Source organism: Mesorhizobium sp. B2-3-10, assembly GCF_006442275.1.
Lineage (GTDB): Bacteria > Pseudomonadota > Alphaproteobacteria > Rhizobiales > Rhizobiaceae > Mesorhizobium > Mesorhizobium australicum.
In genome coordinates this window covers 426,336-452,239 of record NZ_VFVT01000001.1, presented here as the reverse complement: position 1 = coordinate 452,239, position 25,904 = coordinate 426,336, and the positions used below count along the sequence as shown (strand labels likewise).

At 64.8% G+C, this 25,904-nt stretch carries 26 protein-coding genes and 1 pseudogene; 13 read left to right on the top strand and 14 right to left on the bottom strand.

Translation table 11 applies throughout. The annotated features are described in order from the left end of the window. Positions 1-64 precede the first annotated feature (64 nt). A pseudogene (locus FJ943_RS02310) lies at positions 65-2,082 on the top strand (thioredoxin domain-containing protein). Positions 2,083-2,140: 58 nt separating this feature from the next. On the opposite strand, the gene rho reads toward FJ943_RS02310, so the two are convergent. From rho to hemE, 3 genes are all read right to left on the bottom strand, one after another. Continuing rightward, positions 2,141-3,406 carry a transcription termination factor Rho gene (gene rho, locus FJ943_RS02305; RefSeq protein ID WP_015314810.1) on the bottom strand — a complete coding sequence of 422 codons (1,266 nt, stop codon included), beginning with the start codon at positions 3,404-3,406 and terminating at the stop codon, positions 2,141-2,143. 165 nt (positions 3,407-3,571) lie between these two features. After that, positions 3,572-4,108, bottom strand: a complete 537-nt coding sequence (hemJ, locus tag FJ943_RS02300; RefSeq protein ID WP_140719578.1) for a protoporphyrinogen oxidase HemJ — start codon at positions 4,106-4,108, stop codon at positions 3,572-3,574. Then, positions 4,108-5,139: a uroporphyrinogen decarboxylase gene (gene hemE / locus FJ943_RS02295; RefSeq protein WP_140719576.1), complete on the bottom strand. Its 1,032-nt coding sequence runs from the start codon at positions 5,137-5,139 to the stop codon at positions 4,108-4,110. The genes hemJ and hemE overlap by 1 nt, the downstream gene beginning before the upstream one ends. A gap of 404 nt (positions 5,140-5,543) precedes the next feature. On the opposite strand from hemE, the gene FJ943_RS02290 reads away from it, so the two are divergent. The 5 genes from FJ943_RS02290 (at position 5,544) to dnaQ (ending at position 9,490) form a co-directional block, all read left to right on the top strand. Then, complete coding sequence (locus tag FJ943_RS02290) at positions 5,544-6,365, top strand: pyruvate, water dikinase regulatory protein (protein ID WP_140719574.1); 822 nt, start codon at positions 5,544-5,546, stop codon at positions 6,363-6,365. Positions 6,366-6,645: 280 nt separating this feature from the next. Then, positions 6,646-7,245 (top strand): Maf-like protein, encoded by a 600-nt coding sequence (locus FJ943_RS02280; RefSeq protein WP_140660365.1) that lies wholly within the window; start codon positions 6,646-6,648, stop codon positions 7,243-7,245. Continuing rightward, positions 7,238-8,095, top strand: coding sequence for a shikimate dehydrogenase (locus tag FJ943_RS02275; RefSeq protein WP_140719570.1), 858 nt, complete (start codon positions 7,238-7,240; stop codon positions 8,093-8,095). The genes FJ943_RS02280 and FJ943_RS02275 overlap by 8 nt, the downstream gene beginning before the upstream one ends. Continuing rightward, the gene (gene coaE / locus FJ943_RS02270) at positions 8,092-8,673 is read left to right on the top strand and encodes a dephospho-CoA kinase (protein WP_140719568.1); all 582 of its coding nucleotides are present in this window, start codon (positions 8,092-8,094) and stop codon (positions 8,671-8,673) included. Before FJ943_RS02275 ends, coaE begins: the two co-directional genes overlap by 4 nt. An 88-nt stretch (positions 8,674-8,761) precedes the next feature. Further along, positions 8,762-9,490: a DNA polymerase III subunit epsilon gene (gene dnaQ / locus FJ943_RS02265; RefSeq protein ID WP_140719566.1), complete on the top strand. Its 729-nt coding sequence runs from the start codon at positions 8,762-8,764 to the stop codon at positions 9,488-9,490. 20 nt (positions 9,491-9,510) lie between these two features. Here the strand turns inward: dnaQ and FJ943_RS02260 are convergent, their stop codons facing one another. From FJ943_RS02260 to rph, 9 genes are all read right to left on the bottom strand, one after another. Further along, positions 9,511-10,461 (bottom strand): alpha/beta hydrolase, encoded by a 951-nt coding sequence (locus FJ943_RS02260; RefSeq protein ID WP_140719564.1) that lies wholly within the window; start codon positions 10,459-10,461, stop codon positions 9,511-9,513. Positions 10,462-10,479: 18 nt separating this feature from the next. After that, positions 10,480-11,160 carry an isochorismatase family protein gene (locus tag FJ943_RS02255; protein ID WP_140719562.1) on the bottom strand — a complete coding sequence of 227 codons (681 nt, stop codon included), beginning with the start codon at positions 11,158-11,160 and terminating at the stop codon, positions 10,480-10,482. A gap of 219 nt (positions 11,161-11,379) precedes the next feature. Then, complete coding sequence (locus tag FJ943_RS02250) at positions 11,380-12,684, bottom strand: Xaa-Pro peptidase family protein (RefSeq protein ID WP_140719560.1); 1,305 nt, start codon at positions 12,682-12,684, stop codon at positions 11,380-11,382. 146 nt (positions 12,685-12,830) lie between these two features. Further along, positions 12,831-13,802 (bottom strand): GlxA family transcriptional regulator, encoded by a 972-nt coding sequence (locus FJ943_RS02245; protein WP_140719558.1) that lies wholly within the window; start codon positions 13,800-13,802, stop codon positions 12,831-12,833. A 97-nt stretch (positions 13,803-13,899) separates the two neighbouring features. Then, on the bottom strand, positions 13,900-14,223 hold the full coding sequence (locus tag FJ943_RS02240) for a low molecular weight protein tyrosine phosphatase family protein (RefSeq protein WP_140719556.1): 324 nt from the start codon (positions 14,221-14,223) through the stop codon (positions 13,900-13,902). Positions 14,224-14,226: 3 nt separating this feature from the next. Beyond that, positions 14,227-15,405: a radical SAM family heme chaperone HemW gene (hemW, locus tag FJ943_RS02235; protein WP_140719555.1), complete on the bottom strand. Its 1,179-nt coding sequence runs from the start codon at positions 15,403-15,405 to the stop codon at positions 14,227-14,229. Then, positions 15,402-16,079: an RdgB/HAM1 family non-canonical purine NTP pyrophosphatase gene (rdgB, locus tag FJ943_RS02230; RefSeq protein WP_015314796.1), complete on the bottom strand. Its 678-nt coding sequence runs from the start codon at positions 16,077-16,079 to the stop codon at positions 15,402-15,404. The genes hemW and rdgB overlap by 4 nt, the downstream gene beginning before the upstream one ends. Further along, positions 16,079-16,489, bottom strand: coding sequence for a VOC family protein (locus tag FJ943_RS02225; protein ID WP_140719553.1), 411 nt, complete (start codon positions 16,487-16,489; stop codon positions 16,079-16,081). The genes rdgB and FJ943_RS02225 overlap by 1 nt, the downstream gene beginning before the upstream one ends. A gap of 182 nt (positions 16,490-16,671) precedes the next feature. Beyond that, positions 16,672-17,388, bottom strand: coding sequence for a ribonuclease PH (gene rph / locus FJ943_RS02215; RefSeq protein ID WP_015314794.1), 717 nt, complete (start codon positions 17,386-17,388; stop codon positions 16,672-16,674). Between the two features lie 155 nt (positions 17,389-17,543). On the opposite strand from rph, the gene hrcA reads away from it, so the two are divergent. The 6 genes from hrcA (at position 17,544) to FJ943_RS02185 (ending at position 23,053) form a co-directional block, all read left to right on the top strand. Then, positions 17,544-18,626 (top strand): heat-inducible transcriptional repressor HrcA, encoded by a 1,083-nt coding sequence (gene hrcA, locus FJ943_RS02210; protein ID WP_015314793.1) that lies wholly within the window; start codon positions 17,544-17,546, stop codon positions 18,624-18,626. 103 nt (positions 18,627-18,729) lie between these two features. Then, the gene (locus tag FJ943_RS02205) at positions 18,730-18,927 is read left to right on the top strand and encodes a hypothetical protein (protein WP_015314792.1); all 198 of its coding nucleotides are present in this window, start codon (positions 18,730-18,732) and stop codon (positions 18,925-18,927) included. A gap of 104 nt (positions 18,928-19,031) precedes the next feature. Then, complete coding sequence (locus FJ943_RS02200) at positions 19,032-20,375, top strand: sorbosone dehydrogenase family protein (RefSeq protein ID WP_246671812.1); 1,344 nt, start codon at positions 19,032-19,034, stop codon at positions 20,373-20,375. A 116-nt stretch (positions 20,376-20,491) separates the two neighbouring features. Continuing rightward, positions 20,492-21,109: a LysE family translocator gene (locus tag FJ943_RS02195; RefSeq protein WP_140712087.1), complete on the top strand. Its 618-nt coding sequence runs from the start codon at positions 20,492-20,494 to the stop codon at positions 21,107-21,109. 177 nt (positions 21,110-21,286) lie between these two features. Further along, complete coding sequence (gene cysK / locus FJ943_RS02190) at positions 21,287-22,267, top strand: cysteine synthase A (protein ID WP_140712085.1); 981 nt, start codon at positions 21,287-21,289, stop codon at positions 22,265-22,267. Between the two features lie 159 nt (positions 22,268-22,426). Next, positions 22,427-23,053 (top strand): glutathione S-transferase family protein, encoded by a 627-nt coding sequence (locus FJ943_RS02185; RefSeq protein WP_140719551.1) that lies wholly within the window; start codon positions 22,427-22,429, stop codon positions 23,051-23,053. Between the two features lie 9 nt (positions 23,054-23,062). On the opposite strand, the gene FJ943_RS02180 is transcribed toward FJ943_RS02185, so the two are convergent. Then, positions 23,063-24,307: an RNA polymerase sigma factor gene (locus FJ943_RS02180; protein WP_140720349.1), complete on the bottom strand. Its 1,245-nt coding sequence runs from the start codon at positions 24,305-24,307 to the stop codon at positions 23,063-23,065. 7 nt (positions 24,308-24,314) lie between these two features. After that, positions 24,315-24,683: a YciI family protein gene (locus FJ943_RS02175; protein WP_015314786.1), complete on the bottom strand. Its 369-nt coding sequence runs from the start codon at positions 24,681-24,683 to the stop codon at positions 24,315-24,317. A 256-nt stretch (positions 24,684-24,939) separates the two neighbouring features. Here FJ943_RS02175 and FJ943_RS02170 point away from each other — a divergent pair, with 256 nt between their 5' ends. Then, a complete protein-coding gene (locus FJ943_RS02170) occupies positions 24,940-25,899 on the top strand; it encodes a TAXI family TRAP transporter solute-binding subunit (protein ID WP_140660352.1) in 960 nt (319 codons plus the stop codon). The last annotated feature ends 5 nt before the right edge of the window (positions 25,900-25,904 follow it).

Sequence of the window (25,904 nt, the reverse complement as noted above, 5' to 3'; positions counted from 1 at the left end):
TCTACCGAACCGCCCTAGCTTTCGCCTCATCACCGCCCCGGATCGCTCCTGAAAGTTGGCCATTGTGACATTGCCCGCGCAAAACCTGCTTGCCGACGGGCCAGCCCCTATCTGCAGCAGCACAGCGGCAACCCCGTACATTGGCGGGGATGGTCACCGGCATCGCTGGAAGAGGCAAAGGCGCTGGACAGGCCTATCCTGCTCTCCGTCGGATACGCCGCCTGCCATTGGTGCCATGTCATGGCCCATGAAAGCTTCGAGAATGACGACGTCGCCGCCGTCATGAACCGTCTGTTCGTCAATATCAAGGTGGACCGCGAGGAGCGACCCGACATTGACCAGATCTATATGGCGGCCCTGTCCTCGATGGGCGAGCAAGGCGGCTGGCCGCTGACCATGTTCCTGACCCCCGATGGCAAACCGTTCTGGGGCGGCACCTATTTCCCGCGCGAGCCGCGCTATGGCCGTCCGGGGTTCATCCAGGTGATGGAAGCGGTCGACAAGGCATGGCGCGAGAAACGGGCAAGCCTGCACCAGAGCGCCGACGGCCTGACCTCGCATGTCGAGGCGCGGCTCTCGGCCACGCATTCCAAGGCACTTCTCGATCGCGATATGCTGTCCGACCTTGCCGGCCGCGTCAGTGGCATGATCGACCGCGACCGCGGCGGCCTCGCCGGCGCGCCGAAATTCCCGAACGCGCCGTTCATGCAGACGCTGTGGCTGTCCTGGCTGCGCGACGGCAATGCCGCGCATCGCGACGACGTCCTCGTCAGCCTCGAACATATGCTGAGCGGCGGCATCTACGATCACATCGGCGGCGGGCTCAGCCGCTACTCGACGGACGCCGAATGGCTGGTGCCGCATTTCGAGAAGATGCTCTACGACAATGCGCAGCTCATCCGCTTCTGCAACTGGGCCCTCGCGGCGACCGGCAATGATTTGTTCCGGGTCCGAATCGAGGATACCGTCGACTGGCTGCTGCGCGAAATGCGTGTCGAAGGCGGCGCCTTCGCCGCCAGCCTCGATGCCGATAGCGATGGCGAGGAAGGCCTGTTCTACACCTGGAGCAGGGGGGAGATCGAATCCGTTCTTGGAGACGATTCAACCTTGTTTTTCAAGTACTTCAGCCTTTCCAGCCCGCCCGGATGGGAAGGTAAGCCGGTGCTCCATCAGACCCTCTCCCAGCAGGCGTTTGGTGTTGCCGACCGGGAGCGGCTTGTCCCGCTCAAGACAAGGCTTCTCACTGTCCGGGAACAACGCGTCAGGCCGGGCCTGGACGCAAAGACCCTTACCGACTGGAACGGCCTGATGATCGCCGCCCTCGCCGAGGCGGGGCGTTCGCTGGCGCGGCCGGATTGGATCGAGGCCGCGGCCAAGGCCTTTGCCCATATCGGCAAAGCCGGCCGCGACGGTCGCTTGCCGCATTCCATGCTTGGTGTCCGGAAACTGTTTCCCGCACTGTCGAGCGACTATGCCGCCATGACCAACGCGGCAATCTCGCTGTTCGAGGCCACTGAGGACTGGAGCTACGTCGAGCAGGCCAGCCAGTTCCTTGAACGGCTCGACCATTGGCACGCCGACGTAGAAGGCACCGGCTACTATCTGACCGCCTCGGACAGCACCGACGTGCCGATCCGCATCAGGGGCGATGTCGACGAGGCCATCCCCTCGGCCACCAGCCAGATTATCGAGGCCCAGGTCCGGCTGGCTTCTATTACCGGCAACCTCGACTTGCAGGAGAAGGCGTGGAAAACGGCCGAGCATGCTGCCGGCCGAGCGGCGCACCAGGCCTATGGCCAGGCGGGTATCGTCAATGCCTGCGCGCTTGCCCTCGAGCCGCTGAAACTGGTCATCGTGGACGGGCTGGAGGATCCGAAGCTTATTCCGGTGGCGAATCGAAACCCGGATCCGCGTCGCGTCGATATCGTCGTGCCAATCGGTACGGCGGCGAATCGACCCTTGCTTCCCGGCGGAATCCTGCCTCCGACCAACCGGCGCGGCGCCTGGTTGTGCACCGGCCAGGTCTGCCTGCCGGTGGTTACGGATGCTGACGAATTGGAAGGATTGTTGCGGCGAAAGTGATTCGTCATCCTCGGGCTTGATCCGAGGATGACGAAGATAAGGCTCTGCCGCGCCTCGATTACGTGTTCATCGAATCGAAGAAATCGCCGTTGGTCTTGGTCTGCTTCAGCTTGTCGATCAGGAACTCGATCGCGTCGGTGGTTCCCATCGGCGCCAGGATGCGGCGCAGCACGAAGATCTTCTGCAGGTCCTGGCGCGACACCAGCAGGTCTTCCTTGCGGGTGCCGGATTTGAGGATGTCGATGGCCGGATAGATGCGCTTGTCCGCCACCTTGCGGTCGAGCTGGATTTCGCAGTTGCCGGTGCCCTTGAACTCTTCGAAGATGACTTCGTCCATGCGGCTGCCGGTGTCGATCAGCGCGGTGGCGATGATGGTGAGCGAGCCGCCTTCCTCGATGTTGCGCGCGGCGCCGAAGAAACGCTTCGGGCGCTGCAGCGCATTGGCGTCGACACCACCGGTCAGCACCTTGCCGGAGGACGGCACGACGGTGTTGTAGGCGCGGCCCAGGCGAGTGATCGAATCCAGAAGGATCACCACATCGCGGCCGTGCTCGACCAGCCGCTTGGCCTTCTCGATGACCATTTCGGCGACCTGGACGTGGCGCACCGCCGGCTCGTCGAAGGTCGAGGAGATGACTTCGCCTTTGACCGAACGCTGCATATCGGTGACTTCCTCGGGCCGCTCGTCGATCAGCAGCACGATCAGGTAGCATTCCGGATGATTGGCGGTGATCGAGTGCGCGATGTTCTGCAACAGCACCGTCTTGCCGGTGCGCGGCTGTGCGTTGATCAGCGCGCGCTGGCCCTTGCCGATCGGCGCCACCAGGTCGATGACGCGAGGCGAGATGTCCTTGCCGGGCGGATTGTCGACCTCCATCTTCAGCCGCGAGGTCGGGTAGAGCGGCGTCAGATTGTCGAAGTGGATCTTGTGGCGGATCTTTTCGGGATCGTCGAAATTGATCGTGTTGACCTTGAGCAGCGCGAAATAGCGCTCGCCCTCCTTCGGGCTGCGGATCGGCCCTTCGACCGTATCGCCGGTCTTCAGCGAAAAGCGCCGGATCTGCGACGGCGAGATGTAGATGTCGTCGGGACCTGGCAGATAATTGGCATTGGCGGAGCGCAGGAAGCCGAAACCGTCCTGCAGCACCTCGACCACGCCGTCACCGATGATCTCGATGTCCTGGGCGGCGAGCTTCTTCAGGATCGCGAACATCAGTTCCTGCTTGCGCATGACGCTGGCGTTCTCGACCTCGAGCGATTCGGCATAAGCGATCAGCTCTGGCGGCTTCTTGTTCTTGAACTCGGTGAGTTTCATTTCTTGCATTAGACGGACTCTGGGTAGGCTTTGGGGGAAAGATCGGCGGGATGCGACAAATGCCGGGCGCGGCCGAAAGCAATGACGGGCGGCGCATGACGGGAAGGAAGACCCGTCTTGTATCGTCGGTCGGCTGAAAGAGCAAGCCGCCTTTTGAGCGGGTCCGATGAAGCCTCAGAAGGGCTTCACGACGACCAGGATCACGATTGCGATCATCAGCAATGTGGGGATCTCATTGACGATCCGCCAGTGCCTTGCCGGCTTTTCGTTGCGGTCCTCGGCGAATTTGCGCACCGCGCCGGCCAGATAGCCGTGAATGCCCGACAAAATCAGCACCAGGCCGATCTTGGCATGCAACCAGCCGCCCTGGAACGCAAAAATCTTCCAGGCCAGCCACAGCCCGAACACCCAGGTGAGGATCATCGCCGGATTGATGATGCCGCGCAGCAGGCGCCGCTCCATCACTTTGAAAGTCTCCGACTGCACGGAGCCTTTCTGCGCATCGACGTGATAGACGAACAGCCGCGGCAGATAAAGCATCCCGGCCATCCAGGAGATGACGGCGAGGATATGGATCGCCTTTGCCCAGGGGTAGAAGCTTTCCGGCGCGAAGAAAAACAAAAGCGCGGTGAGAACGATCAGGACGGCGATGCCAACGACCATGCGCTTCATCGCCTGGCCGGTGCTGTTGGTGTTATCTCTGTCAGCCATCAGCGTGCCGCGCTCCGAACCTGTTTCACCATCGCCTCGACATGCGCCACCGGCGTCTCCGGCGTGATGCCGTGGCCGAGATTGAAGACCAGCGGCCCATTCCCCAGCGCCTGGAGGATCGCCTCGACGCCATCGGCCAACGCTTGCCCGCCGGCGACCAGCCGCAAGGGATCGAGATTGCCCTGGACGGCGCCTTGCCGCTGCAACGCCTTCGCGGCCTCCAGCGGCACCGTCCAGTCGATGCCCAGTCCCGTCACGCCGGTCTTCTCGCGATAGCTCTGGTAGCGGGCGCCGGCGCCCTTGGGAAAACCGATGATCGGCACATCGGGATGGACCGCCCGAACCTGCCTGACGATCTCGGCCACCGGCTCGACGCAGAAGCGTTCGAACGAGGCATCGTCGAGCACCCCCGACCAGGAATCGAAAATCTGCACGACATCCGCCCCGGCCTCGATCTGCCGGATCAGATAGGACGCCGAATGGTCGGCGAGCGCTTTCAGCAGCTGCCGAAACGCCGCCGGCTCGCGGTAGGCGAACAGCCGCGCCGGTGCCTGGTCCGGGGTGCCGTGGCCGGCGATCATATAGGTCGCCACCGTCCACGGCGCGCCGCAAAAGCCGATCAGCGTCGTCTCGTCGGGCAATTTCGCCCGCAGCCGGCGAAGCGTCTCGTAGACCGGTTCGAGATTCACGTGAAACACATCGCTTTCCAGCGCCGGAATCTCGGCCGCCGAAATCGGCGTCAGCAGCGGCCCACGCCCTTCCTCGAAGCGCACGTCGCGGCCAAGCGCATGGGGAACGACAAGGATGTCCGAAAACACGATCGAAGCGTCGAAGCCAAAGCGCTCGATCGGCTGCAGCGTCACTTCCACGGCAAGCTCGGGATCGTAGCAGAGATCAAGGAACGAGCCGGCCCGTCTTCGCGTCTCACGATATTCCGGCAGATAGCGCCCGGCCTGTCGCATCATCCAGAGCGGAGGAGGAAACACCGCCTCGCCTTTCAGCACATCCAGCATGATCCGTCTTGCAGGCATCGAGCGCTCGCCTCTCCCGGCTTCCTCTTAATCAAATATCTTATTTTAAAAGAGTCTTCTGATTCTAAGAGTCTGTTGGTTGTGGTGGTTGTCACCTGTCCCGCTTTGGCCGCCAAAACGCCAGCAAGCATATTGTCGCGCACTACCGATCGCGGCTGGCAGGGTTCTGGGGACAATCAGGAATCCGCCACTGGAGTCAATGCGCTAGGTCTGATGCCCTGGAGACCTGCCCTGTGGACGAGCAAAAGGCAAAACGCTTCGTCCACGGACTTGTCCCCAGCCGCCCGGAGAAGCTGACAGCGCATCGAATTGTGGACAAACCGGCATCTGATACAGTCGCCTCCGGCCGGCCCGTCGGCCCGTCCGATCTTATCCACATCCGCCCACAGCCCCAGGTGATCCCTGTGAACAAACCCCAGAGCTTCTTTCACCTGCATCTGATTTCCGATGCCACGGGCGAAACCCTGCTCGCCGCCGGCCGCGCGGCTTCAGCGCAATACAAGGATGCACGGGCCATCGAGCACATCTATCCGCTCATCCGCACCGAAAAGCAGATAGCCAAGGTGTTCGAGGACATAGAGGAGGAGCCTGGCATCATCCTCTACACGGTGGTCGACCAGAAGCTGGCACGCGGCATCGACGAACGCTGCGCGGCCATGGGCCTGCCCTGCGTGTCCGTGCTGGAGCCGGTGCTGACGGTCTTCCAGTCCTATTTGGGGACGCCGGCCGGCCGCCGCGTCGGCGCCCAGCATGTGCTCGACGCCGAATATTTCCGGCGCATCGATGCGCTCAACTTCACCATGGACCATGATGACGGACAGCTGCCGGCAAACATGGATGACGCTGATGTCGTGCTGATCGGCATATCGCGCACCTCGAAGACGCCGACCAGCATCTATCTCGCCAACCGCGGCATCAAGACCGCCAATATCCCGATCGTGCTCGGCGTGCCGGTGCCAGAAAGCCTGATCAACGCCAGGGCGCCGCTGGTCGTCGGGCTGATCGCCACCGCCGAGCGCATCTCGCATGTGCGCCAGAACCGCATCCTCGGCAATTCGAGCACCTATGTGCCAACCGAGTATGTCGACCGCGCCGCCATCAACGAGGAACTCGCCTATGCCCGCCAGATCTGCACCCGCCATGGCTGGCCGATGATCGACGTCAGCCGCCGCTCGATCGAGGAAACGGCGGCGGCCATCGTTGCCCTGCGGGGGAAGACGCGATAGATCAGCCAAGAGGTTTTCCGAGGCTTGCCGCGGAAGGTTAGCGCCGCCCCTCACCTGCCTGCCGGCATCCTCTCCCCGTATAGAGACGGGGAGAGGGGCCCGTCATCGATGGCTTCGCCAATCACCAGCGTGGCCGAAAGAGGGCCCGCGTTGAAGCTGCCCTTTCTCCCCGTCTCTATACGGGGAGAAATGTCCGGCAGGACAATGAGGGGCGGCGCTAACTTTACAAAGTAAAACAGCTCACACTCCAACCGCGCCTGTGTCTGCGCCCGAGTGCAAAATGACAGAAAAAATCATCCTCGCTTCAGGCAGCCCGTTCCGCAAGGCGATGCTGGTCGATGCCGGTGTCGACATCGAGGCGGTTCCCGCGACGCTGGACGAGCGGGCGCTGGAAGCGCCGTTGCAGGACAGCGGCGCCTCGCCCGAGGACGTCGCGCTGGTGCTCGCCGAAGCCAAGGCCACCGAAGTCAGCGAGCGCCGGCCCGGGGCGCTGGTGCTTGGCTGCGACCAGACGCTGTCCTTGGGCGACGAGGTCTTCCACAAGCCGGCGGACATGGAGGGCGCGCGCCGCCATCTCCTGGCGTTGTCGGGCAAGACCCATCAGCTCAACAGCGCCGCCGTTCTGGTGCGCGACGGCAAGGTGCTGTGGCGCCATGTCGGCATCGCCTCGATGACCATGCGCAAGCTCGACCCCGCCTTCATCGGCCGGCATCTGGCCCGGGTCGGCGTCAAGGCATTGTCGAGTGTCGGCGCCTACCAGGTCGAGGGCGAAGGCATCCAGCTATTCGAAAAAATCGAAGGCGACCATTTTACCATTGTCGGCCTGCCGCTGCTGCCGTTGCTGGCGGAACTGCGCGCACTGGGAGCCATCGATGGCTGAAACCCCGAAAAAGGCCTTCGTCACCGGCCACCCCATAAAACATTCGCGCTCGCCGATGATCCACGGTCACTGGCTGGCCGAGCATGGCATTGATGGCACTTATCAGGCGATCGATGTGGCGCCCGAAAATTTCGCCGAATTCCTGGCGACGCTGCAGGCGAACGGTTATCGCGGCGGCAACGTCACCATCCCGCACAAGGAGGCGGCTTTTGCCGGGGTCGCGCGCCGCGACCATGCGGCCGACGAGATCGGCGCCGTCAACACGCTCTGGTTCGAGGACGGCACTTTGTGGGGCGGCAACACCGACGGCCACGGCTTTGCCGCCAATCTCGACGACCACGCTCCGGGCTGGGCGGCCAACGGCCCGGCCGTGGTGCTGGGTGCCGGGGGCGCCGCCCGTGCCGTGATCCATGCGCTGAAGGCGCGCGGCCTCCGTGATATCCGCATCGTCAATCGCACGCTCGCCCGGGCAATCGAATTGCGCGATCGCTTTGGCGCCGGGGTGTCCGCGCATCCCCTGGCGGCGACCGGCGAATTGCTGCGCGACGCCGGCCTGCTGGTCAACACCACGGCGCTGGGCATGCAGGGCAACGGGGATCTGGCCGCCGACCCCAGGGATCTGCCCGCCCACGCCGTGGTCAACGACATCGTCTATGTGCCGCTCGAGACCCCCCTGCTCGCCGCCGCGCGGGCACGGGGGCTGAAGACGGTCGACGGGCTCGGCATGCTGCTCAACCAGGCGGTGCCCGGCTTCGAACGCTGGTTCGGCGTCAGGCCGAAGGTGACGGCTGAACTGCGCGCGCTCATCGTCGCCGATCTAGTGTCCAAATCCCGGGTGCCGAAATCATGATCGTGCTCGGCCTCACCGGCTCGATCGGCATGGGCAAGTCGACCACGGCCAGGATGTTCGCCGAAGCAGGCGTGCCGGTGCATGATTCCGACGAGACGGTGCACCGCCTCTATGCCGGCAAGGCCGCCCCGCTGGTCGAGGCCGCCTTTCCCGGCACCACGGTTGGCGGAAGCGTCGACCGCGCAAAACTCGGCGCTCGCGTGCTCGGCGATGCCGCGGCGCTGAAAAAACTCGAAGCCATCATCCACCCGCTGGTCCGTGCCGATGCCGATGCCTTCCTGGCCAGGCATCGTGAAGCGGGCGAATCGCTCGTGGTCCTCGACATCCCGCTGCTGTTCGAAACCGGCGGCCGTGGCCGCGTCGACAAGGTCGTCGTGGTGACGGCGCCGGCCGAAGTGCAGCGCCAGCGCGTGCTGGCGCGGCCTGGCATGAACGAGGAAAAACTGGCGTCGATTCTGGCCAGGCAGGTGCCTGATGCCGAAAAGCGCCGGCTGGCCGATTTCGTCATCGACACCGGCGAGGGGCTGGCCGCCGCGCGTGCGGCGGTTGCTTCGATTGTTGCCGAAATCAAGGGATAAGTCGGGCTGCTGACGGCAGGCCGTCAGCATTGCCCATTGCCATTTTGTTCCGGTCTGGCGATTCTGCTCCCAGGAGCGACCTGATTCGATGCGTGAGATCATTTTCGATACGGAAACCACCGGCCTCGATTCGCGTGACGACCGCGTGATCGAGCTTGGCGGCGTCGAGCTGGTCAATCGCTTTCCGACCGGCAGGACCTTCCATCATTATATCAACCCGCAAGGCCGCGCGATCCATGCCGAGGCGCAGTCCGTGCACGGCATCAGCGCGGCCGATCTCGCGGGCAAGCCGAGCTTCGCCGAAATTGCCGAGGAATGGCTGAAATTCACGGAAGGCGCCAAGCTGGTCGCCCACAACGCCACCTTCGATATCGGCTTCCTCAATGTCGAATTCGGGCGGCTCGGCCACCCGCCTGTCGATAACGGGCTTGTCGTCGACACGCTGGCACTGGCGCGCCGCAAGCACCCGATGGGACCCAATTCGCTCGACGCGCTGTGCCGGCGCTACGGCATCGACAACACCAAGCGCACCAAGCACGGCGCCCTGCTCGATTCCGAATTGCTGGCGGAAGTCTATATCGAGCTGATCGGCGGCAAGCAGGCCGCACTGATCCTCGACAGCGCCACCGCGCCGGCCCAGGGCGGCAACAATGTCCGGCATATCGAGATCATCGTTGCCGAGCGCCCGGCGCCGCTGCTGCCCCGCCTGACCGAAGCGGAGCGCGCGGCGCACACCGCCATGGTCGCGACGCTCGGCGAAAAGGCGCTGTGGCTGAAAACCTCCCCCCAGGAAGCAGCCCAGGCGCTGTCCTCATAAAAGCCGTCCGAGGAGTGGTCTCAGTAGGGCCATTCCCCCCGGCCCAGCGCGGCAACGGCCGCAATGATGCGCGCAAAAGCCTCCGCTGCGGCCGGCACGGTCGTGCGGGCGCGCAGGAAACTGTGCACGAGGCGGGGCTCCTCATGCCACCAGGCCTTGCCGCCGGCCTCCAGGATATGGTCGCGATAGACTTCGCCGTCCGACGACAGCGGATCGCATTCGGCCGTGATGATCACCGTTGGCGGCAGGTCGGAAAAGTCGCGGTCGCGCAGCGGCGAGAAGGTCGGATCGCCGGGCGATTGCTTCCGGGCTGAGCGGACGTCGCGGTAGAAGGCGGCGTCGCTTATCGACAGCAGCGGCGCATCGGCGTGTTCCACGTAGGAGCCGATCGCCTCGTTGCCGCCGAGGTCGGGATAGATCAGCACCTGGCCGATCGCGGCGCGCGGATGGCGACGCGTGGCCTGTGCCACCGCCGCCGCCAGATTGCCGCCCGCACTTTCACCGCAGAGCACGAGCGGCGGCTCGCTGGTCGCCGCCGCCCATTCGAAAGCCGCCAGCGCATCGTCGAAGGCGGCGGGATGAAGATGCTCGGGCGCCAGCCGGTAATCGACCGACACAATGTCGAAGCCGGTGCCGGCGCAGATTTCGGCGCAGATGTCGTCATGGCTTTCGAGCCCGCCGAGGATGAAACCGCCGCCGTGGAAATAGAGCCCTGTTGCGCGCGGTGTGGCGCCGGCGAGCCGGTAACGGCGGACCGGGATATCATGGTTCGAAGCGGCGACCAGGCTGTCGGTGGCCTTGACCCCGGGCGGACGGCCCTGGTGGAAGGCCCGGCACATCCTCGCATAGACCGCGCGCTGCTTGTCGATCGGCAGGCCGGCAATCTCCAGCGGGTACCAGGCGTTGACGCTGTCGATATAGGCCCAGAGCGCCGGGTCGAGCCATGGTCCATATTTGCCGCGGCTGGTCATTTCAATCCGAGGGGTACGTCAAAGCTCGGCATAGAGACGGGCGGCGTTTTCAAAAGTGAAGCGCAGGGGTACCGAGCCTTCGACCTGCCAGACGGTGACCGTCTCGCCGGCCAGCAGCCGGCAGGCGCCGTCGGTGTCGGTAACCGCGCCGCCATAGAGCCGGTTGGCAAGGTTGAGGATGCCGGTCTGGTGCATGGCCGCGCTGCCGCTGCCGCAGGCGTCCTTGACCAAAAGCACGCGAAAGCCCCTTGCCACGGCATCCCTGACCGACGCGTCGATACAGGCCTCGGTCCACACGCCAGCCATGACGAGCCATTCGATGCCGGAAGCCTTGAGCCGGTCGCCAGCCGGACCAGAGCGGAAGGCGCTGGCCTCGGCCTTGATCAGCAGCGCCTCGCCATTCGCCGGCGCCACCTCGTGGCAGATCTCGGTCAGCGGGTCGTTCTTGTCGGAAAAGGCCGACTTGCCGTCTTCGCCGACCGGATGGAAGGGCCGGTCCTGGCTGTCGAGATCGACGATATAGGCCCAGTGATGAAGCGGCACATGGTTTTGACGCGCCGCCGCCTGCAGGCGCTGGACGTTGCCGAGGAGTTTATCATAGCCCTCGACAAGGTAGCGCTTGTCCCGCCGGTGCTCTTCCTGCAGGTCGATGAACACAGCGGCCACCGTGTCGGGGCGGATGGAAATGGGGGCTTTCATGCGGATAGGGTCCGGGCCAACACGGTTCCTTTCAGCGAGCTGGCGCAGGCCCTGGCGATTGGCCGGCGCCTCCCCACCTTCGTCATCCACGGGCGGAGCAGGAGCGAAGCTCCGTCGCGGAGACCTCTGGAGCTGCTTCCTTGCTTCGCCCTAGGATGACGAAGCGATAGGAGGCCCAGTCGGCCGCGAAGGTCACGTCAGCGAGGTGGGCAGAAGGCATCAAACCTGCGTCTCCAAAAACTCATCCTCATACGGAAAGCGCGACAGAAGCTCGGTGCCGGTCTCGGTGATCAGGATTTCGTCCTCCAGCTTGACGCCTTCGCGGCCGCCCTTCTCGCCAATATAGCTTTCCACGCTCACCACCATGCCTGGCACGATATGGCCGTCGCGGCCATAGGTCTCGTAATCCATGGCGTGCGCGATGAACGGCGTCTCGCCATGCATGCCGACGCCGTGCATGACCGAGGTGTAGCGCTGGTCGACGAAGCGGTCCGGAATTTTCCACGCCTTCTCGGCGATCTCGCGGAACGCCATGCCGGGCTTCACGATCGAAATATTGTGCTGAACCTGATCATGCGCCATGCGGTAGAGCGATTTCTGATAAGGGGTCGGACTGCCTGGCCCGCAGCGGAAGGTGCGGGAAAAATCCGAATAATAGCCGTAACAGCCGATCGTGTCGGTATCGAGCGCCAGCAACTCGCCGGGCCGGATCTTGCGGCCGCTGGCCTCGTTGAACCAGGGATTGGTGCGCTGGCCCGAGGTCAGTAGCCGCGTCTCGATGAATTCGCCGCCCTGGCGGATGACCTCGCCATACATGATGGCGAACAGATCGTTTTCGGAAACGCCGGGCTTGATCGCCTCGCGCACCGCATAGACGGCCGCTTCCGCGCCGGCCATCGATACCTGCAGGCATTTGACTTCCTCCGGCGTCTTGACGGCGCGCACCGCCAGGATCTCGCCCTGGCAATCGCGGACCTCGCAGCCGCGCTTCTCCAGCGCCAGCGCCTGCAGATGGCTGCACCGGTCGAGCCCCAGCTTCATCGAGCCGCCGCCATGCTGCTTCAGCAGTTCGGCGATCTCGTCGGCGAAGGGACCGGCGGTCTCGTCGTCGCGGCCCGAGACCGACGACCAGACGAGCTTGGAAGGACGCGCCTCGTCGATCGTGTCGAGCACCATGGAGACATGGTAGCTCTGCGGATATTCGAACAGCACGATCGGACCGTCGGTCGGAATGAAGAAATAACGGGTCGAGTTGCGCAGGAAATAGCCGAACATGTTGCGTGAGCCGGTGGCATAGCGCTGGTTGTAGGGGTCGAACAAAACGACGCCGCCATAGCCGGTCTCGCGCATCCAGCCGCGCAGTTTGTTGAGCCGGCCTTTGCGCAGGGCATCGGCATCGATGAAGGACGGCTCGGTGTCCGACAGCCACATGCCGCCGGCCGGATCGGCCGCCGCCGGGTGGCGCATGCGGTCCTTGAAGTCGACGTCCTCGGTGCTGTCGGGGTCGAAAACGACGATGCTCATGGTGTCTGGCCTTGGGTGGTTGCAAGATTTGACCATGGCGCAGGAGAAGCAGGGGAATTGTGCCGAAAACCGCGTGGGCTGTGCGGAATGCCGCTGGCTTATGAAAGATGCTGGCGAGGCAGCATCCGCGATTGCGCGCTGAAAGACTAATGCCGTCTCGCCAGCTTCGGCGCATGCCCATGCTCCTCCCTAAAGGCCCGCGCAAAGCTCGACATCGAGGCAAAGCCGCAGGCCAGCGCCACGTCGCGCACGGCAAGCGTCGAATGCGCCAGCAGGTCGGCGGCGCGTTTCAGCCTGAGCCGTCGATAATAGCCGTTGGGCGAGATGGCGAGTTCGGAGCGGAACGAGCGTTCGAGCTTGTCGGAGGAAACGCCGAGCTTCGCCGTCAGCTCGGCCATGCCGAGCCGCTCCTCCACCGCGTCTTCCATGATGGCGATGGCCGACAGCACCAGCTCGTTCTGCACTCCGGTGCGCAGCCTGAGCGGCATCAGCTTGCGGTCGACGCTCGAGCGCAATTGGCTGTGCACGAACCACTCGGCGACGCCCGCGGCAAGCTCGGCGCCATAGTCGCGGGTGATGATCTCCAACATCATGTCGAGGCTGCCGACGCCGCCGGCCGAGGTAAAACGCTTGCGGTCGATGACGTAGAGATCGCGGCGCAGCTCGATGTTGGGGAACGCCTCGGTGAAGGCGGCCTGGCTGGTCCAGTGCAAGGTGCAGGCATGGCCGTCGAGCAGGCCCGCGCGGGCGAGGAAGAACGCCGCGTCCGCGACCGCGCCGATATGAGCGCCGGCGCGCAGGCTGCGGCGGATCCAGCTCGCGGCGTCCTCGGCGATCAGATGATCGGCGTCGCCGCCCGAGCAGACCACGATGCGGTCGACCTTGGGCGCTGCCTCGGCGTAAAAGCCTGGCTGGATGACGACGCCGTTCGAGGCCTCGACCGGACCCTGGGTCGCCCCGACGATGATCCAGCGGTAGCATTCCCGCTTCGCCAGTATGTTGGCGGCGCGCAGTGGCTCGATGACGGAACTGAACGCCATCATCGGAAAGCCGGGGAACACCAGCACCGCGAAGGTGAGCGGGGCGTCCGTGGGTTTGGGTGGTTCGCGCGTGGCCATGACGTCCGGAGCCGGGGAAATTGCGCGCTACAATTCGGGCAGATGGGCTTCGGGGTCAACGGTGTTCGGCCGAAGGCGAAATGGCGAACGCAAGCGCTCAGTCCAGATACCGGGACACGCGCGCCTTTAGAAGCGCGATCAGCTCCGGGTCCATGAATTCATAATCATCGGGGATATCGAGGCAGATCACCTTGGCCGCCTTCAGGCTGGCCTTGAACTGCTTCCGCAGTTTCGTCCGGTGGGTTTTCTCCATGACAAAGATAATGTCCGCCCAGCCGACGAGTTCGTGGGTCAGCGGTGTGTTGGCGTCATGATTGGTGCCAGCCGACGCGACTTCGATGTCGCGCCGCGTGGAAAACACCTGCTCGGCGGTCGGGCCGCGCAAGCGGTTCTGGCTGCAGACGAAAAGGACGTTTTTCAAGGTTTAGCGCGCCAAGTCCGCCACCACGGCGTCGAGCACGATCATGCCGGCCGGCGTGGCGCGCAGGCGGGCGTTGCCGATCGGCGCCACCAGCCCCTCACCCTGCAGCACCGACAGCCGAGCGCTCGACAGCCCGCGCCCGGAGAAGGCCTCATAACGCGAGAGGTCGATGCCTTCGGCGAGCCTCAGCCCCATCAAAAGAAACTCGTCCGCCTCTTCGGAGCGCGTCAGCAGCTCGCCGCCGGTGATGCCATGGCCCTTGGCCTCGACCAGATTGGCCCAGGTTTCCGGCATCCGTTCGGCGATGGTCACCACACGATGGCCGTTCTCGACGAAGCGGCCATGCGCGCCGGGGCCGACGCCGACATATTCGCCGTAGCGCCAATAGGTCAGATTGTGCCGGCTCTCGGCCCCCGGCCTGGCGTGGTTGGAGATCTCGTAGGCCGGCAGGCCGTGCGCCGACGTGATTTCCTGCGTCAGTGCATAGAGATCGGCGGCGTGGTCGTTGTCGGGAACGACGAATTTCTTCGCCGCGTGCAGCGCATGGAAGGGCGTGCCTTCCTCGATGGTCAGCTGGTAGAGCGACAGGTGGTCGGCGGCATGGCCGATCGCCTGTTCGAGTTCCGCCTGCCAATCCTCCGGCGTCTGCCCAGGCCGCGCATAGATCAGGTCGAAGGACAGGCGCGGAAAGATTTCGCGCGCGAGCCCGATGGCGTGCAAGGCTTCGCTTACATTGTGCAGCCGGCCGAGAAAGCGCAAATCCTTGTCGTTCAGCGCCTGCACGCCGAGCGAGACGCGGTTGACACCGGCGGCGCGGTAACCGCGAAACCGCTCCGCCTCGACCGAGGACGGGTTGGCCTCGAGCGTCACCTCGATGCCGTCAGGCACTGTCCAATTCCTGGCCACGGCGTCCAGAACCCTGGCCACGGTTTCCGGCTTCATCAGCGACGGCGTGCCGCCGCCGAGGAAGATGCTGGTCACTTCGCGTGGCCCGGTGCGCTGGCGCATCGTTGCCAACTCGGCCTCGAAGGCGGCGGCGAAGCGCTCCTGGTCGACCGGCTGGTGGCGGACATGGCTGTTGAAGTCGCAATACGGGCACTTGGCGGCGCAGAACGGCCAATGCACGTAGACGCCGAAGCCGGGACCGCGGTCGAGCGCCATGGTGGTGCCGGGTCCGATCATGCCGAGCCAGGCCTCACCGAACCAAGCCGGGCTTGGGCGAATTTCTGGAAGGCGCGGGCGCGGTGCGACAGCGCCGTCGCCTGGCCGGGTTTCCAGCCGTGCTTTTCCTCCGCGCTCATCTCGCCGAAGGTCTTGTCGAAGCCATTGGGCAAAAACACCGGATCGTAGCCGAAGCCGAGCTCGCCGCGCGGCGGCCAGACCAGCGTGCCCTCGGCCTCGCCGCGATAATATTCGGCCTCGCCGTCGGGAAAGGCGAGGCAGATGACGGCGACAAAGCGGCCCGTGCGCCGTTCGGGCGTGGCCGCGCCGACTTCCTGCATCGCCACTTCGGTGCGCTGCATGGCCATGGCGAAATCGCGCGAACCGTCCGGAGTCTCGGCCCAGTTCGCGGTATAGACGCCGGGCGCGCCGTCGAGCGCGTCGACACAGAGGCCGGAATCGTCCGAGAGTGCCGGCAGGCCAGTCGCCTTTGCGGCGGCAAAGGCCTTGATGTAGGCGTTTTCCTCGAAGGTGGTGCCGGTTTCGTCCGGTTCGGGCAGGCCATACGCCTTGGCCGATTTCGCCTCGAAACCGAACGGCCCCATCAGCTCGGCGAATTCGCGCAGCTTGCCTTCATTGTGGCTGGCGACGACGATCTTCTTGCCATCAAGCGTATGGAGGTTTGGCGAATGCATCAAAGGCCCCAGATTCTCGGCTCGGCGAACTCGATCGAATTGCCCGAAGGGTCGCGTATATAGATCGAACGGCCACCTTGCGGCCATTCGAATTCGCTTTCGATGGCGATTTTCTTCGCCAAGAGATGGGTTTTCCAAAGCTCGATTTCAGCGGCGCTCGCGGCAAAGCACAGATGGCCTTCGCCGACCGTGCCGTGCGGCGGCACTTTCAGCCTTGCGTCCGGCGCGGGCGGAATTCTGGTCGCCTCGGCGTTGAAGACGAGCAGGACGCCCGGGCCACAGCGGAAGAAAAGGTGGCGGCCGTCAACCTTGCCGAGGAGAGTGAGGCCGAGGATATCGGTGTAGAAGACCTCTGCTTCAGCGAGGTCGGTGACATAGAGGGCGGATTCCAGAATGGCGGAGGGTGTCACGAGGCGCCCCCCTCTGCCCTGCCGGCCATCTCCCCCGCAAGGAGGGAGATTGGCAGCGCGAGCGCCGGCTCGTGGTATTCTATGCTGATTATTGGCGAAGCTCTCGACAACATCCGATCTCCCCCTTGCGGGGGAGATGGCCGGCAGGCCAGAGGGGGGCGCCCAGGCTCGGCATCGAAAACTCAGGCCACCGCCATCTGCTGCAGGCTGACCAACCGGGAAATGCCCTTCTTGGCCAGGCCCATCAAGGCCGCGAACTGCTCTTCGGAGAAGGGCTCGCCCTCGGCGGTGCCCTGGATCTCGACGATGCCGCCCTTGCCGGTCATGACGAAATTGGCGTCGGTGCCGGCCGAGGAATCCTCGATATAATCGAGATCGATGACCGGCTGGCCGTCATGGATGCCGCAGGAAATCGCCGCGACATGATCCTTCAGCACTTTCGAAACACTGGCCATCTGCCGCGCTTCCATCCAGCGCAGGCAGTCATACAGCGCCACCCAGCCGCCGGTGATCGAAGCGGTGCGGGTGCCGCCATCGGCCTGGATGACGTCGCAGTCGACGGTGATCTGCTGTTCGCCCAGCGCCTGCAGGTCGACCACGGCGCGCAGCGAACGGCCGATCAGCCGCTGAATCTCCAGCGTGCGGCCGCCCTGCTTGCCGGCGGAGGCCTCGCGGCGCATGCGCTCGCCTGTCGAGCGCGGCAGCATGCCATATTCGGCCGTCACCCAGCCCTTGCCGGAATTGCGCATCCAGCCAGGCACCTTTTCCTCGAGGCTGGCGGTGCACAGGACATGCGTGTCGCCGAACTTCACCAGGCACGAGCCTTCGGCATGCTTGGAGACGCCGCGCTCGAAGGATATGGCGCGCATTTCGTCGAATTGGCGTTTGGAGGGGCGCATTCGGCCTGCTTTCTTGTCATTTTTTTGAATCGTGGCCGGCTTTTAGACGCATGCAGGGCACGGCGCAAAGGAAAAGGGGCGGTGACCCGACACAGACACCGGGTTGCGCGCGGCCCACCGAAGTCTATATCCTTGAACCGGAGGTTTTTAGCCGAATGACCAAGGCAGTCGATCCCGCCTCGCAGTCGCTGGCTCTTCAGTCACTCGACATGCGCTCGCGCGACATCTTCCGGCGCATCGTCGATTCCTATCTGCGGGACGGCGAACCCGTGGGCTCGCGCAGCCTGTCGCGCATCCTGCCGTCCTCGCTGTCGCCCGCCACCATCCGCAACGTGATGAGCGACCTCGAGCATCTCGGGCTGATCTACGCGCCGCACATCTCGGCCGGGCGCCTGCCAACCCAGGCTGGCCTGCGTTTCTTCGTCGATGCCTTCATGGAGCTTGGCGACCTCTCCGACGAGGAGCGTCGTACTATCGAAGCGCAGGTGCGGGCCTCCGGCTCCGGCGCGACGCTGGAGCATATGCTGACCGAGGCCAGCCAGATGCTGTCGGGCATGTCACGCGGCGCCGGCCTGGTGCTGGCCGCCAAGAACGAGGTGGCGCTGAAGCACATCGAATTTATCCAGCTGGAGCCGACCAAGGCGCTTGCCGTGCTGGTGTCGCAGAATGGCGATGTCGAAAACCGTGTCGTCGAGTTGCCCGCCGGCATCACCGTCTCGCAACTGCACGAGGCCTCGAATTTCCTCAACGCGCATATTCGTGGCCGCACGCTGGCCGAGGCGCGCACCGAGATCGCCCGCATCAAGGAAGAGACGAGAGCCGCCCTCGACACGCTGTCGCAGGACCTCGTCGAGAAGGGGCTTGCGGTGTGGGCGGGCGCCGAAAGCGGCCTGCCTGCCCGGCTCATCGTGCGCGGCCGCGCCAATCTGCTGGAAAACGTCACCGCCCAGGCCGACATCGAACTCTTGCGCCACCTGTTCGAGGACATGGAGACGCAGGACGGGCTGATCCAGCTGCTCGACCTCGCCGAGCAGGGATCGGGCGTGCGCATCTTCATCGGCTCGGAAAACAAGCTGTTCTCGCTGTCGGGCTCGTCGCTGGTGGTGGCGCCCTATCGCGACAAGGACGCCCGCGTCGTCGGCGCGCTCGGCGTCATCGGCCCTACAAGGCTGAACTATGCCCGCATCGTGCCGATGGTGGATTATACGGCACAGCTGATTTCCCGCATGCTGAGGTAAGGAGTCCGAGGAATTATTGCTTTGGTTTCCATGCCGGAATTCGACCGCGAACGACTTTCCTGGCGGGACCGTAAATCCAGACAGGCTGCAAAGGAGAAAAAGAATGGCGCTGGAATCGTTCAAGGCCCAGATCAGTCTGCTGCTCGAGGAGATGGTCAACCAGCCGGAGGACCAGCACGAAATTCAGGAACAGCTGCGCGAAAAACTGCGCGAGATGCGCGCCATGGGCCTGCCATTGCCGGCCGATCTCGTTGAATTGGAAAAACGCCTGGACGACGATTTTTACGCTGCCGGGACCTGATCCGAGAAGTTTTGCGCATCGTGCGAACGGAACCCACGGGCAAACCGATCGTTGCTTTCCTTCATGACGGATTGGAGGAAGTGATGCGGTTAGCCGGACTGGCGATGTCCGCACTGTTTGTCACGACAGCGGCGCTCGCCCAGCAAGCCGACCAGCCTGTGCTCAAAGGCCCGGCCGCCTTCGGCGACTGGCGGGCGGACAGGCCCGGCGTGCGCCGGCTGATCAAGCCGGAAGACCTGCCGAAGCCCTATGTCACCAAATCCGTCTCCAACAGCGCCGGCGTGATCGACATGCCGGCGGACGCAAAGCCGCATTTGCCGCCGGGGTTTTCGGCCGAGTTGATCGCCTCGGGGATCGACAATCCGCGCGTCGTGCGCATCGCGCCCAATGGCGACCTGTTCGTTGCCGACAGCAAGGCCAACCAGCTCCGCCTCTATCGCCTGGCGAAGGGCAGCGCGAAAGCCGCTGAGAAAAGCATCTTTGCCGGCGGTCTCAACCGGCCCTATGGCATTGCCTTCTATCCCCCGGGCAAGGACCCGCAATGGGTCTACGTCGCCAACAGCGACAGCATCGTGCGTTTTGCCTACGGCAATGGCGACCTGAAGGCCTCGGGCGAGCCGCAAACCATCGTCGCCGACATTCCTTCGACCCACCACTGGACCCGCGACATCGCCTTCTCGCCCGACGGCAAGACACTTTATCTTTCCGTCGGCTCCGGCTCGAATGTCGCCGAGGACATGGGCAAGAGGCCCAGGGGCGGGCTCGACGCCTGGGTCAAGGCTAAGCCGCTCGGCGCCAGTTGGGGTTCCGAGGCGGGCCGGGCCGAGGTCCGGGCCTTCGACCCCGACGGTAAGAACGGTCGCACAGTGGCCACCGGCTTGCGCAACTGTTCGGGCATGACCGTCCAGCCGGCGACCGGCGCGCTATGGTGTGTCGTCAACGAGCGCGACGGGCTCGGCGACAATGTGCCCGCCGAATACGCGACATCGGTCAGGGAAGGCGCCTTCTATGGCTGGCCCTGGTATTATATCGGCGACAATGAGGACCCGCGCCACAGGGGCGAGCGCCCCGACCTCGCCGGCAAGGCTGACAGTCCCGACGTGCTGATGCAGGCGCATTCGGCGCCGCTCAACATCGCCTTCTACGATGGCAAGGATTTGCCCGCCGACGCCGGATTTCCCCAGGCGTATCGAGGCGACGCGTTCGTTGCCCTGCACGGTTCGTGGAACCGCGGCAACAGGACCGGCTACAAGGTGGTCCGGCTTCTGTTCAAGGACGGCAAGCCAACCGGCGAATACGAGGATTTCATGACCGGCTTCGTCGTTTCGAACGGCGAGGTGTGGGGCCGCCCGGTCGGCGTTGCGGCGGCCGGCGACGGATCCTTGATCGTCTCCGAGGACGGCAACGGCACGATCTGGCGCGTGACTTATAGTGGCGACCGCTCCTGACCCTTGCTTGCGAACCGGGCCATTGCCGTCTGGTGCAAGCGAATCCCGCGCTCAGGGCGTTCTCCCCGAGGCCGCCTCGTGCGACAAGGGCGCGACTGCCCTTGGACGCCAGCGCCATGACCCTCACCGGATTCCTCGCCTATAGTGCCGCACTCGGTATCGCCGCCGCCATTCCTGGCCCCGGCATCACCGCGCTGGTCGCGCGTGCGCTGGGCTCGGGCTTTCGCTCGTCGCTGGCCATGTCCTTCGGACTCATGCTGGGCGATCTCACCTACCTGACCGCCGTAGTGCTGGGCCTCGCCTTCGTCGCGCAGGAGTTCGGCATGGTTTTCCTGGCCATCAAATGGGCCGGCGTCGCCTACCTGGCTTTCCTCGGCTGGCGCTTCTGGACCGCCGGCATCACACCTGAAACCGTCGAAGCCAGGAAGGGAAAGGGCGGCTTGCTGTCGAGCTTCGTCGCCGGCCTCACCGTGACGCTCGGCAACCCCAAGACGATGATCTTCTACCTCGCCATCACGCCGACCATCGTCGACCTGAAGACGATCGCGCTTGCCGATTACGGCATTCTCGTCGCGCTGACGGTCGTCGTCCTGTTCGTCGTGCTGGTGCCTTACCTGGCGCTGGCGGCCAAGGCGCGCTGGTTCCTGAAGTCGCCGCGCGCGCTGAAGGTGCTGAACCGCACTGCCGGCGCCTTCATGGTTGGCGCGGCGGCGGCGATCGCCGCTCGTCAGTAGGTCGTTTCGGCCAAACCATTCCCTACTTCGGCTGTTTCGGGAAATGCTTTTCCGAGTGCCAGGCGTTTTCAGCACGCGCCCCACTCGGATATTTTCCAGCCGCAGCCTATCTTGCGCGGTTGAAAGCCCTATTCTGTCGGCTACTGCCAATTGCCTGAAATCCAGGGAGCGAAACCAATGAACAAGCCCGTCACTTCAGCCCGCGTGCCCGGCCGCGGCCGCATCTACGATTCCATCACCGACACGATCGGCGACACGCCCCTGGTACGGCTCGACAAGTTCGCCAAGGAGAAGGGCATCGTCGCCAATCTGGTCGCCAAGCTCGAATTCTTCAATCCGATCGCCTCGGTCAAGGACCGTATCGGCGTAGCGATGATCGAGGCGCTGGAAGCGGCCGGCAAGATTGCCCCCGGCAAGACCACGCTGATCGAACCGACATCCGGCAACACCGGCATCGCGCTCGCCTTCGCCGCCGCCGCCAAGGGCTACAAGCTGATCCTGACCATGCCGGAGACAATGTCGGTCGAGCGCCGCAAGATGCTGGCGCTGCTCGGCGCCGAACTGGTGCTGACCGAAGGCCCGAAAGGCATGAAGGGCGCCATCGCCAAGGCCGACGAACTGGCCGCGACGATCCCCAACGCCATCATTCCGCAGCAGTTCGAAAACCCGGCCAATCCAGAGATCCATCGCAAGACGACGGCGGAGGAAATCTGGAACGACACCCAGGGCGGGATCGACATCTTCATCGCCGGCATCGGCACTGGCGGCACCATCACCGGCGTCGGCCAGGTTTTGAAGAAGCGCCAGCCCGCGCTGCATGTCGTCGCCGTCGAGCCGGATGCTTCGCCGGTCCTGTCGGGCGGCCAGCCCGGCCCGCACAAGATCCAGGGCATCGGCGCCGGCTTCGCGCCAAAAATCCTCGACACCACGGTCTATGACGAGATCGTCAAGGTCTCGAACGAGGATTCGGTCGCCAATGCGCGCCTCATCGCCCGCCTCGAAGGCGTGCCGGTCGGCATCTCCTCGGGCGCGGCCCTGCAGGCGGCCATCGTCGTCGGCTCGCGGCCCGAGAACAAGGGCAAGACCCTGGTCGTGGTCATCCCCGATTTCGCCGAGCGGTATCTGTCGACGATCCTGTTCGAGGGGCTGGGAGCTTAGGCTTCGATACCCAAGAACAGCAGCGCTAACGTAGCTTGTTTAGCGTCCTGAGCCTGGCCCGTTGAAAAACCTGCCGTGGAGTCCTTACCCGACTTGAGTAGCCCCTGCTTCCGGTGCAAATCTCGAGCGCGCCCTGGTTCGGGCCGGGGGGAGGATTTCATGTACAAGCTCTACACGCGTCCGGGCAGCGGCGGCTTTGTCGTCGAGGCGGCGCTGGCGCTGATCGATGCGCCTTTCCAGCAGATCGACGTGCTGAAGAGCGAGGCGCCCGATCCGGCCTTCCTCGCCATCAGCCCGTTGAACCAGGTGCCGGTGCTGACCTTGCCGGACGGACGCTCGGTCACCGAATCGGCGGCGATCTGCATCCTGCTCGCCGAGCGCCACCCGCAAGCCGGCCTGGCGCCGACCGCCGATGAACCGGCGCGCGCGGAGTTCCTGCGCTGGATGGCGTTCATGTCCTCGGTGCTCTACCCGGCGATGCTGCGGCTCTACTACGCCCATCGCTACACGACGGATGCCGAGGGCACGAAGGCGGTGAAACAGGCGGCGGTCGCCGAGATGGACCGCGGGTTTGCCGTCGTCGATGCAGCCTTGCGCAACCGCGACTGGCTCGCCGGCGATCAGATGTCGCTGGCCGACATCTATCTCGTCATGCTGGTGGCCTGGCATCCCGACATCGACATGGCGCGGGCGGCCTGGCCCGGTATCGAACGCCTGTGGGCGCGGTTGCGCGAGCATCCGCTCATGAAGACGCTCAACACGTCGCACGAAATGTGGCCGGCCTGAGCGGACACTTCACTGTATGAGCGCGGCGCGTCTTGCCTGCAGGAAGCGGCGCACCGCCGGATCGCGCTCGAGGCCGATCGCCCGATCATAGGCTTCGAGCGCCTGCGGTGCCTGGCCGAGCCTGGCCAGCAGGCCGGCCCGCGCGGCCCAGTAGGGCTGGTAGTCATTGAGCCGCTTGTCGTCTCCCAGCACGTAAAGAGCCGCCAACCCCGCCACCGCGCCCTCGGTCTCGGCGATCGCCACCGCGCGGTTGATCGCCACGACCGGTGATCCCGCGATCGAAAACAGCGCTTCGTAGAGCGCGCGGATCGCCGCCCAGTCGGTGCGGCCGCTCAGCCGTCGCGCCACATGCGCCGACTGGACCGCCGCCTCGAGCTGATAGCGGCCGATCGTGCCCATGGCGGCGGCACGGCAGAGCAGGGCTTCGGCCTCGTCGACCAGGGCGTGATCCCACAGTGCATGGTCCTGCTCGGCGAGCGGCACATACTCTCCGGCCGTGTCGCGACGCGCGGCGCGGCGCGCTTCGGCGAACAGCATCAGAGCCAGCAGGCCCAGCGCTTCCGGTTCGTCCGGCAGCAGCGAGGCCACCAGCCGGCCGAGCCAGATGCCTTCGGTGGCGAGGTTCCGGCGCCGCGTCTCGGTACCGGCCGGGTCGGACCAGCCCTCGGCGAAAGCGGCGTAGATCGCCTCCAGCACCGCGTCCAGCCTTTCGCCGAGTTCGGCTCGCTCCGGTACGCGGAACGGAATGCCGGTCTCGCGGATGCGGCTCTTGGCGCGCACCAGGCGCTGGCCCATCGTTGACGGCGAGAGCAGGAAAGCGGAAGCGATCGTCGCGGCATCGAAGCCGAGGATGGTCTGCAGGATCAGCGGCGCCCGCACGCCCGGTTCGATCGCCGGATGGGCGCAGGCGAACATCAGCCGCAATCGTTCGTCGGGCAGGTCCTCATCGGTCATGCGCGCCTCCGCCTCCTCGGCAATCAGCTTGAGATGGTCGCGGCCGGCTTCGCTGGTCAGCCGCCGCCGCACCGCGTCGACACGCCGCCGCCTTGCCACCGCGAGCAACCAGGCTTCCGGCTTTTCCGGCACGCCGGTGCGCGGCCAGCGTTCAAGCGCCGCCGCAAAGGCGTCGGCCAGAGCATCCTCCGCGGCAGCCACGTCGCGCGTGCGCGCCGCCAGCCAGGCGACCAGCTTGCCGTAGCTCTGCCGGGCGGCCGTCTCGGCGGCCACCCGGGCGATTTCGGGGCGTGTGTCCATCACGCCGTCATTTCCTGGGCAGATAGTCGGCCATTTCCCAGATCGGCCGCACCTCGACAGTCCCGGTGCTGGCCGCCGGACAGCGCGCCGCCCAGGCGATCGCGGCGTCGGCGTCCTCGGCTTCGATCATGTAGAAGCCGGCAAGCTGCTCCTTGGTGTCGGCATAGGGGCCGTCGAGCACGCTGGTCTTACCGTCAGTCATCCGGACCAGGGTGGTCGCCTGGCTCGGGCGCAGCCTGTCGCCGGCCAGCCAGGTGCCGGACTTCTTCAGCGCTTCCGTGTAGGCGTCATAGGCGGCGCTCATCTGATAGGTCGCCTCGGTCGGCACGTTCGCCATCGCGGCTTCGTCGGCGTAAATCATAAGCATGTATCGCATGGGTCTTCTCCCGTGGTTTCGAAGGCCGCTTCGTTGCGGGCCGAACGTATGTCGCGCGACCTTGGCCGATTTCGACAGGCGCTGGAAAAACTTTCGGCTCCGGCCGCGCCTTGTGCAAGCGGGCATATGTTTGGCGACACTCTCAACCATTCGTCTAACGAGCGGAATTGCGGGTTGGCATTTCCCCTCCGCTGTCTAAACTCGCCCGGTTCGCGTCAGGGAGGCGATGCGGCCAATATTTCAGGGAGGAAACCGGATGTTGAACTTCAGAAAGACGTTTATTGCTGCCGGCGCGATGGCGCTTTCCCTTGGCCTTGGTGCGGTGTCCGCCACCGCGCAGGAATTCATCAATGTGCTGACCGGCGGCACTTCGGGCGTCTATTATCCGCTCGGCGTGGCACTGTCGGAAATCTACGGCAAGGGCATCGAGGGCGCCCGCACCCAGGTGCAGGCGACCAAGGCCTCGGTCGAGAACCTCAACCTCCTGCAGCAGGGCAAGGGCGAGATCGCGTTCGCGCTCGGCGATTCCGTCAAGATGGCCGCCGAGGGCAATGCCGAGGCCGGCTTCCCCGGCAAGCTGGACAAGCTGCGCGGCATCGCCGCCATCTATCCCAATTACATCCAGATCGTCGCCAGCCAGGAATCCGGCATCAAGACGCTCGCCGACCTCAAGGGCAAGAGCTTGTCGGTCGGCGCGCCGGCATCGGGCACCGAGCTCAACGCGCGGGCCATCTTCGCCGCCGCCGGGCTGAAATACGAGGACCTCGGCCGCGTCGAATATCTGCCCTTCGCCGAATCGGTCGAGCTGATCAAGAACCGCCAGCTCGACGCCACGCTGCAATCGGCCGGGCTGGGCGTCGCCTCGATCCGCGATCTCGCCACCTCCTTGCCGATCAATGTCGTTGCGGTGCCGGCCGAAGACGTCGCCAAGATCGGCTCGCCCTATCTGTCGGTGGTCATTCCCAAGGGCACCTATGAGGGCCAGGCAGAGGATGTCGCGACAGCCGCCGTCGGCAATTTCCTCATCACCCGGGCCGATGTCTCGGATGAGACCGCCTACCAGATGACCAAGCAGATGTTCGAGCATCTCGACCAGCTTGCCGCTGCGCACGCCGCCGCCAAGGCGATCGACCCGGCCAAGGCCCTCGACGGCATGCCGGTGCCGCTGCATCCGGGCGCGGAGCGGTATTACAAGGAGAAGGGGCTGCTGAAGTAGGCGAG

Bases quoted from the DNA above. Each gene is read 5' to 3' on its own strand.
- rho (WP_015314810.1), bottom strand. From the start codon at position 3,406: ATGCAAGAAATGAAACTCACCGAGTTCAAGAACAAGAAGCCGCCAGAG.
- hemJ (WP_140719578.1), bottom strand. From the start codon at position 4,108: ATGGCTGACAGAGATAACACCAACAGCACCGGCCAGGCGATGAAGCGC.
- hemE (WP_140719576.1), bottom strand. From the start codon at position 5,139: ATGCCTGCAAGACGGATCATGCTGGATGTGCTGAAAGGCGAGGCGGTG.
- FJ943_RS02280 (WP_140660365.1), top strand. From the start codon at position 6,646: ATGACAGAAAAAATCATCCTCGCTTCAGGCAGCCCGTTCCGCAAGGCG.
- FJ943_RS02275 (WP_140719570.1), top strand. From the start codon at position 7,238: ATGGCTGAAACCCCGAAAAAGGCCTTCGTCACCGGCCACCCCATAAAA.
- coaE (WP_140719568.1), top strand. From the start codon at position 8,092: ATGATCGTGCTCGGCCTCACCGGCTCGATCGGCATGGGCAAGTCGACC.
- dnaQ (WP_140719566.1), top strand. From the start codon at position 8,762: ATGCGTGAGATCATTTTCGATACGGAAACCACCGGCCTCGATTCGCGT.
- FJ943_RS02260 (WP_140719564.1), bottom strand. From the start codon at position 10,461: ATGACCAGCCGCGGCAAATATGGACCATGGCTCGACCCGGCGCTCTGG.
- FJ943_RS02255 (WP_140719562.1), bottom strand. From the start codon at position 11,160: ATGAAAGCCCCCATTTCCATCCGCCCCGACACGGTGGCCGCTGTGTTC.
- FJ943_RS02250 (WP_140719560.1), bottom strand. From the start codon at position 12,684: ATGAGCATCGTCGTTTTCGACCCCGACAGCACCGAGGACGTCGACTTC.
- FJ943_RS02245 (WP_140719558.1), bottom strand. From the start codon at position 13,802: ATGGCCACGCGCGAACCACCCAAACCCACGGACGCCCCGCTCACCTTC.
- hemW (WP_140719555.1), bottom strand. From the start codon at position 15,405: ATGATCGGACCCGGCACCACCATGGCGCTCGACCGCGGTCCCGGCTTC.
- rdgB (WP_015314796.1), bottom strand. From the start codon at position 16,079: ATGCATTCGCCAAACCTCCATACGCTTGATGGCAAGAAGATCGTCGTC.
- rph (WP_015314794.1), bottom strand. From the start codon at position 17,388: ATGCGCCCCTCCAAACGCCAATTCGACGAAATGCGCGCCATATCCTTC.
- hrcA (WP_015314793.1), top strand. From the start codon at position 17,544: ATGACCAAGGCAGTCGATCCCGCCTCGCAGTCGCTGGCTCTTCAGTCA.
- FJ943_RS02205 (WP_015314792.1), top strand. From the start codon at position 18,730: ATGGCGCTGGAATCGTTCAAGGCCCAGATCAGTCTGCTGCTCGAGGAG.
- FJ943_RS02200 (WP_246671812.1), top strand. From the start codon at position 19,032: ATGTCCGCACTGTTTGTCACGACAGCGGCGCTCGCCCAGCAAGCCGAC.
- FJ943_RS02195 (WP_140712087.1), top strand. From the start codon at position 20,492: ATGACCCTCACCGGATTCCTCGCCTATAGTGCCGCACTCGGTATCGCC.
- cysK (WP_140712085.1), top strand. From the start codon at position 21,287: ATGAACAAGCCCGTCACTTCAGCCCGCGTGCCCGGCCGCGGCCGCATC.
- FJ943_RS02185 (WP_140719551.1), top strand. From the start codon at position 22,427: ATGTACAAGCTCTACACGCGTCCGGGCAGCGGCGGCTTTGTCGTCGAG.
- FJ943_RS02180 (WP_140720349.1), bottom strand. From the start codon at position 24,307: ATGGACACACGCCCCGAAATCGCCCGGGTGGCCGCCGAGACGGCCGCC.
- FJ943_RS02175 (WP_015314786.1), bottom strand. From the start codon at position 24,683: ATGCGATACATGCTTATGATTTACGCCGACGAAGCCGCGATGGCGAAC.
- FJ943_RS02170 (WP_140660352.1), top strand. From the start codon at position 24,940: ATGTTGAACTTCAGAAAGACGTTTATTGCTGCCGGCGCGATGGCGCTT.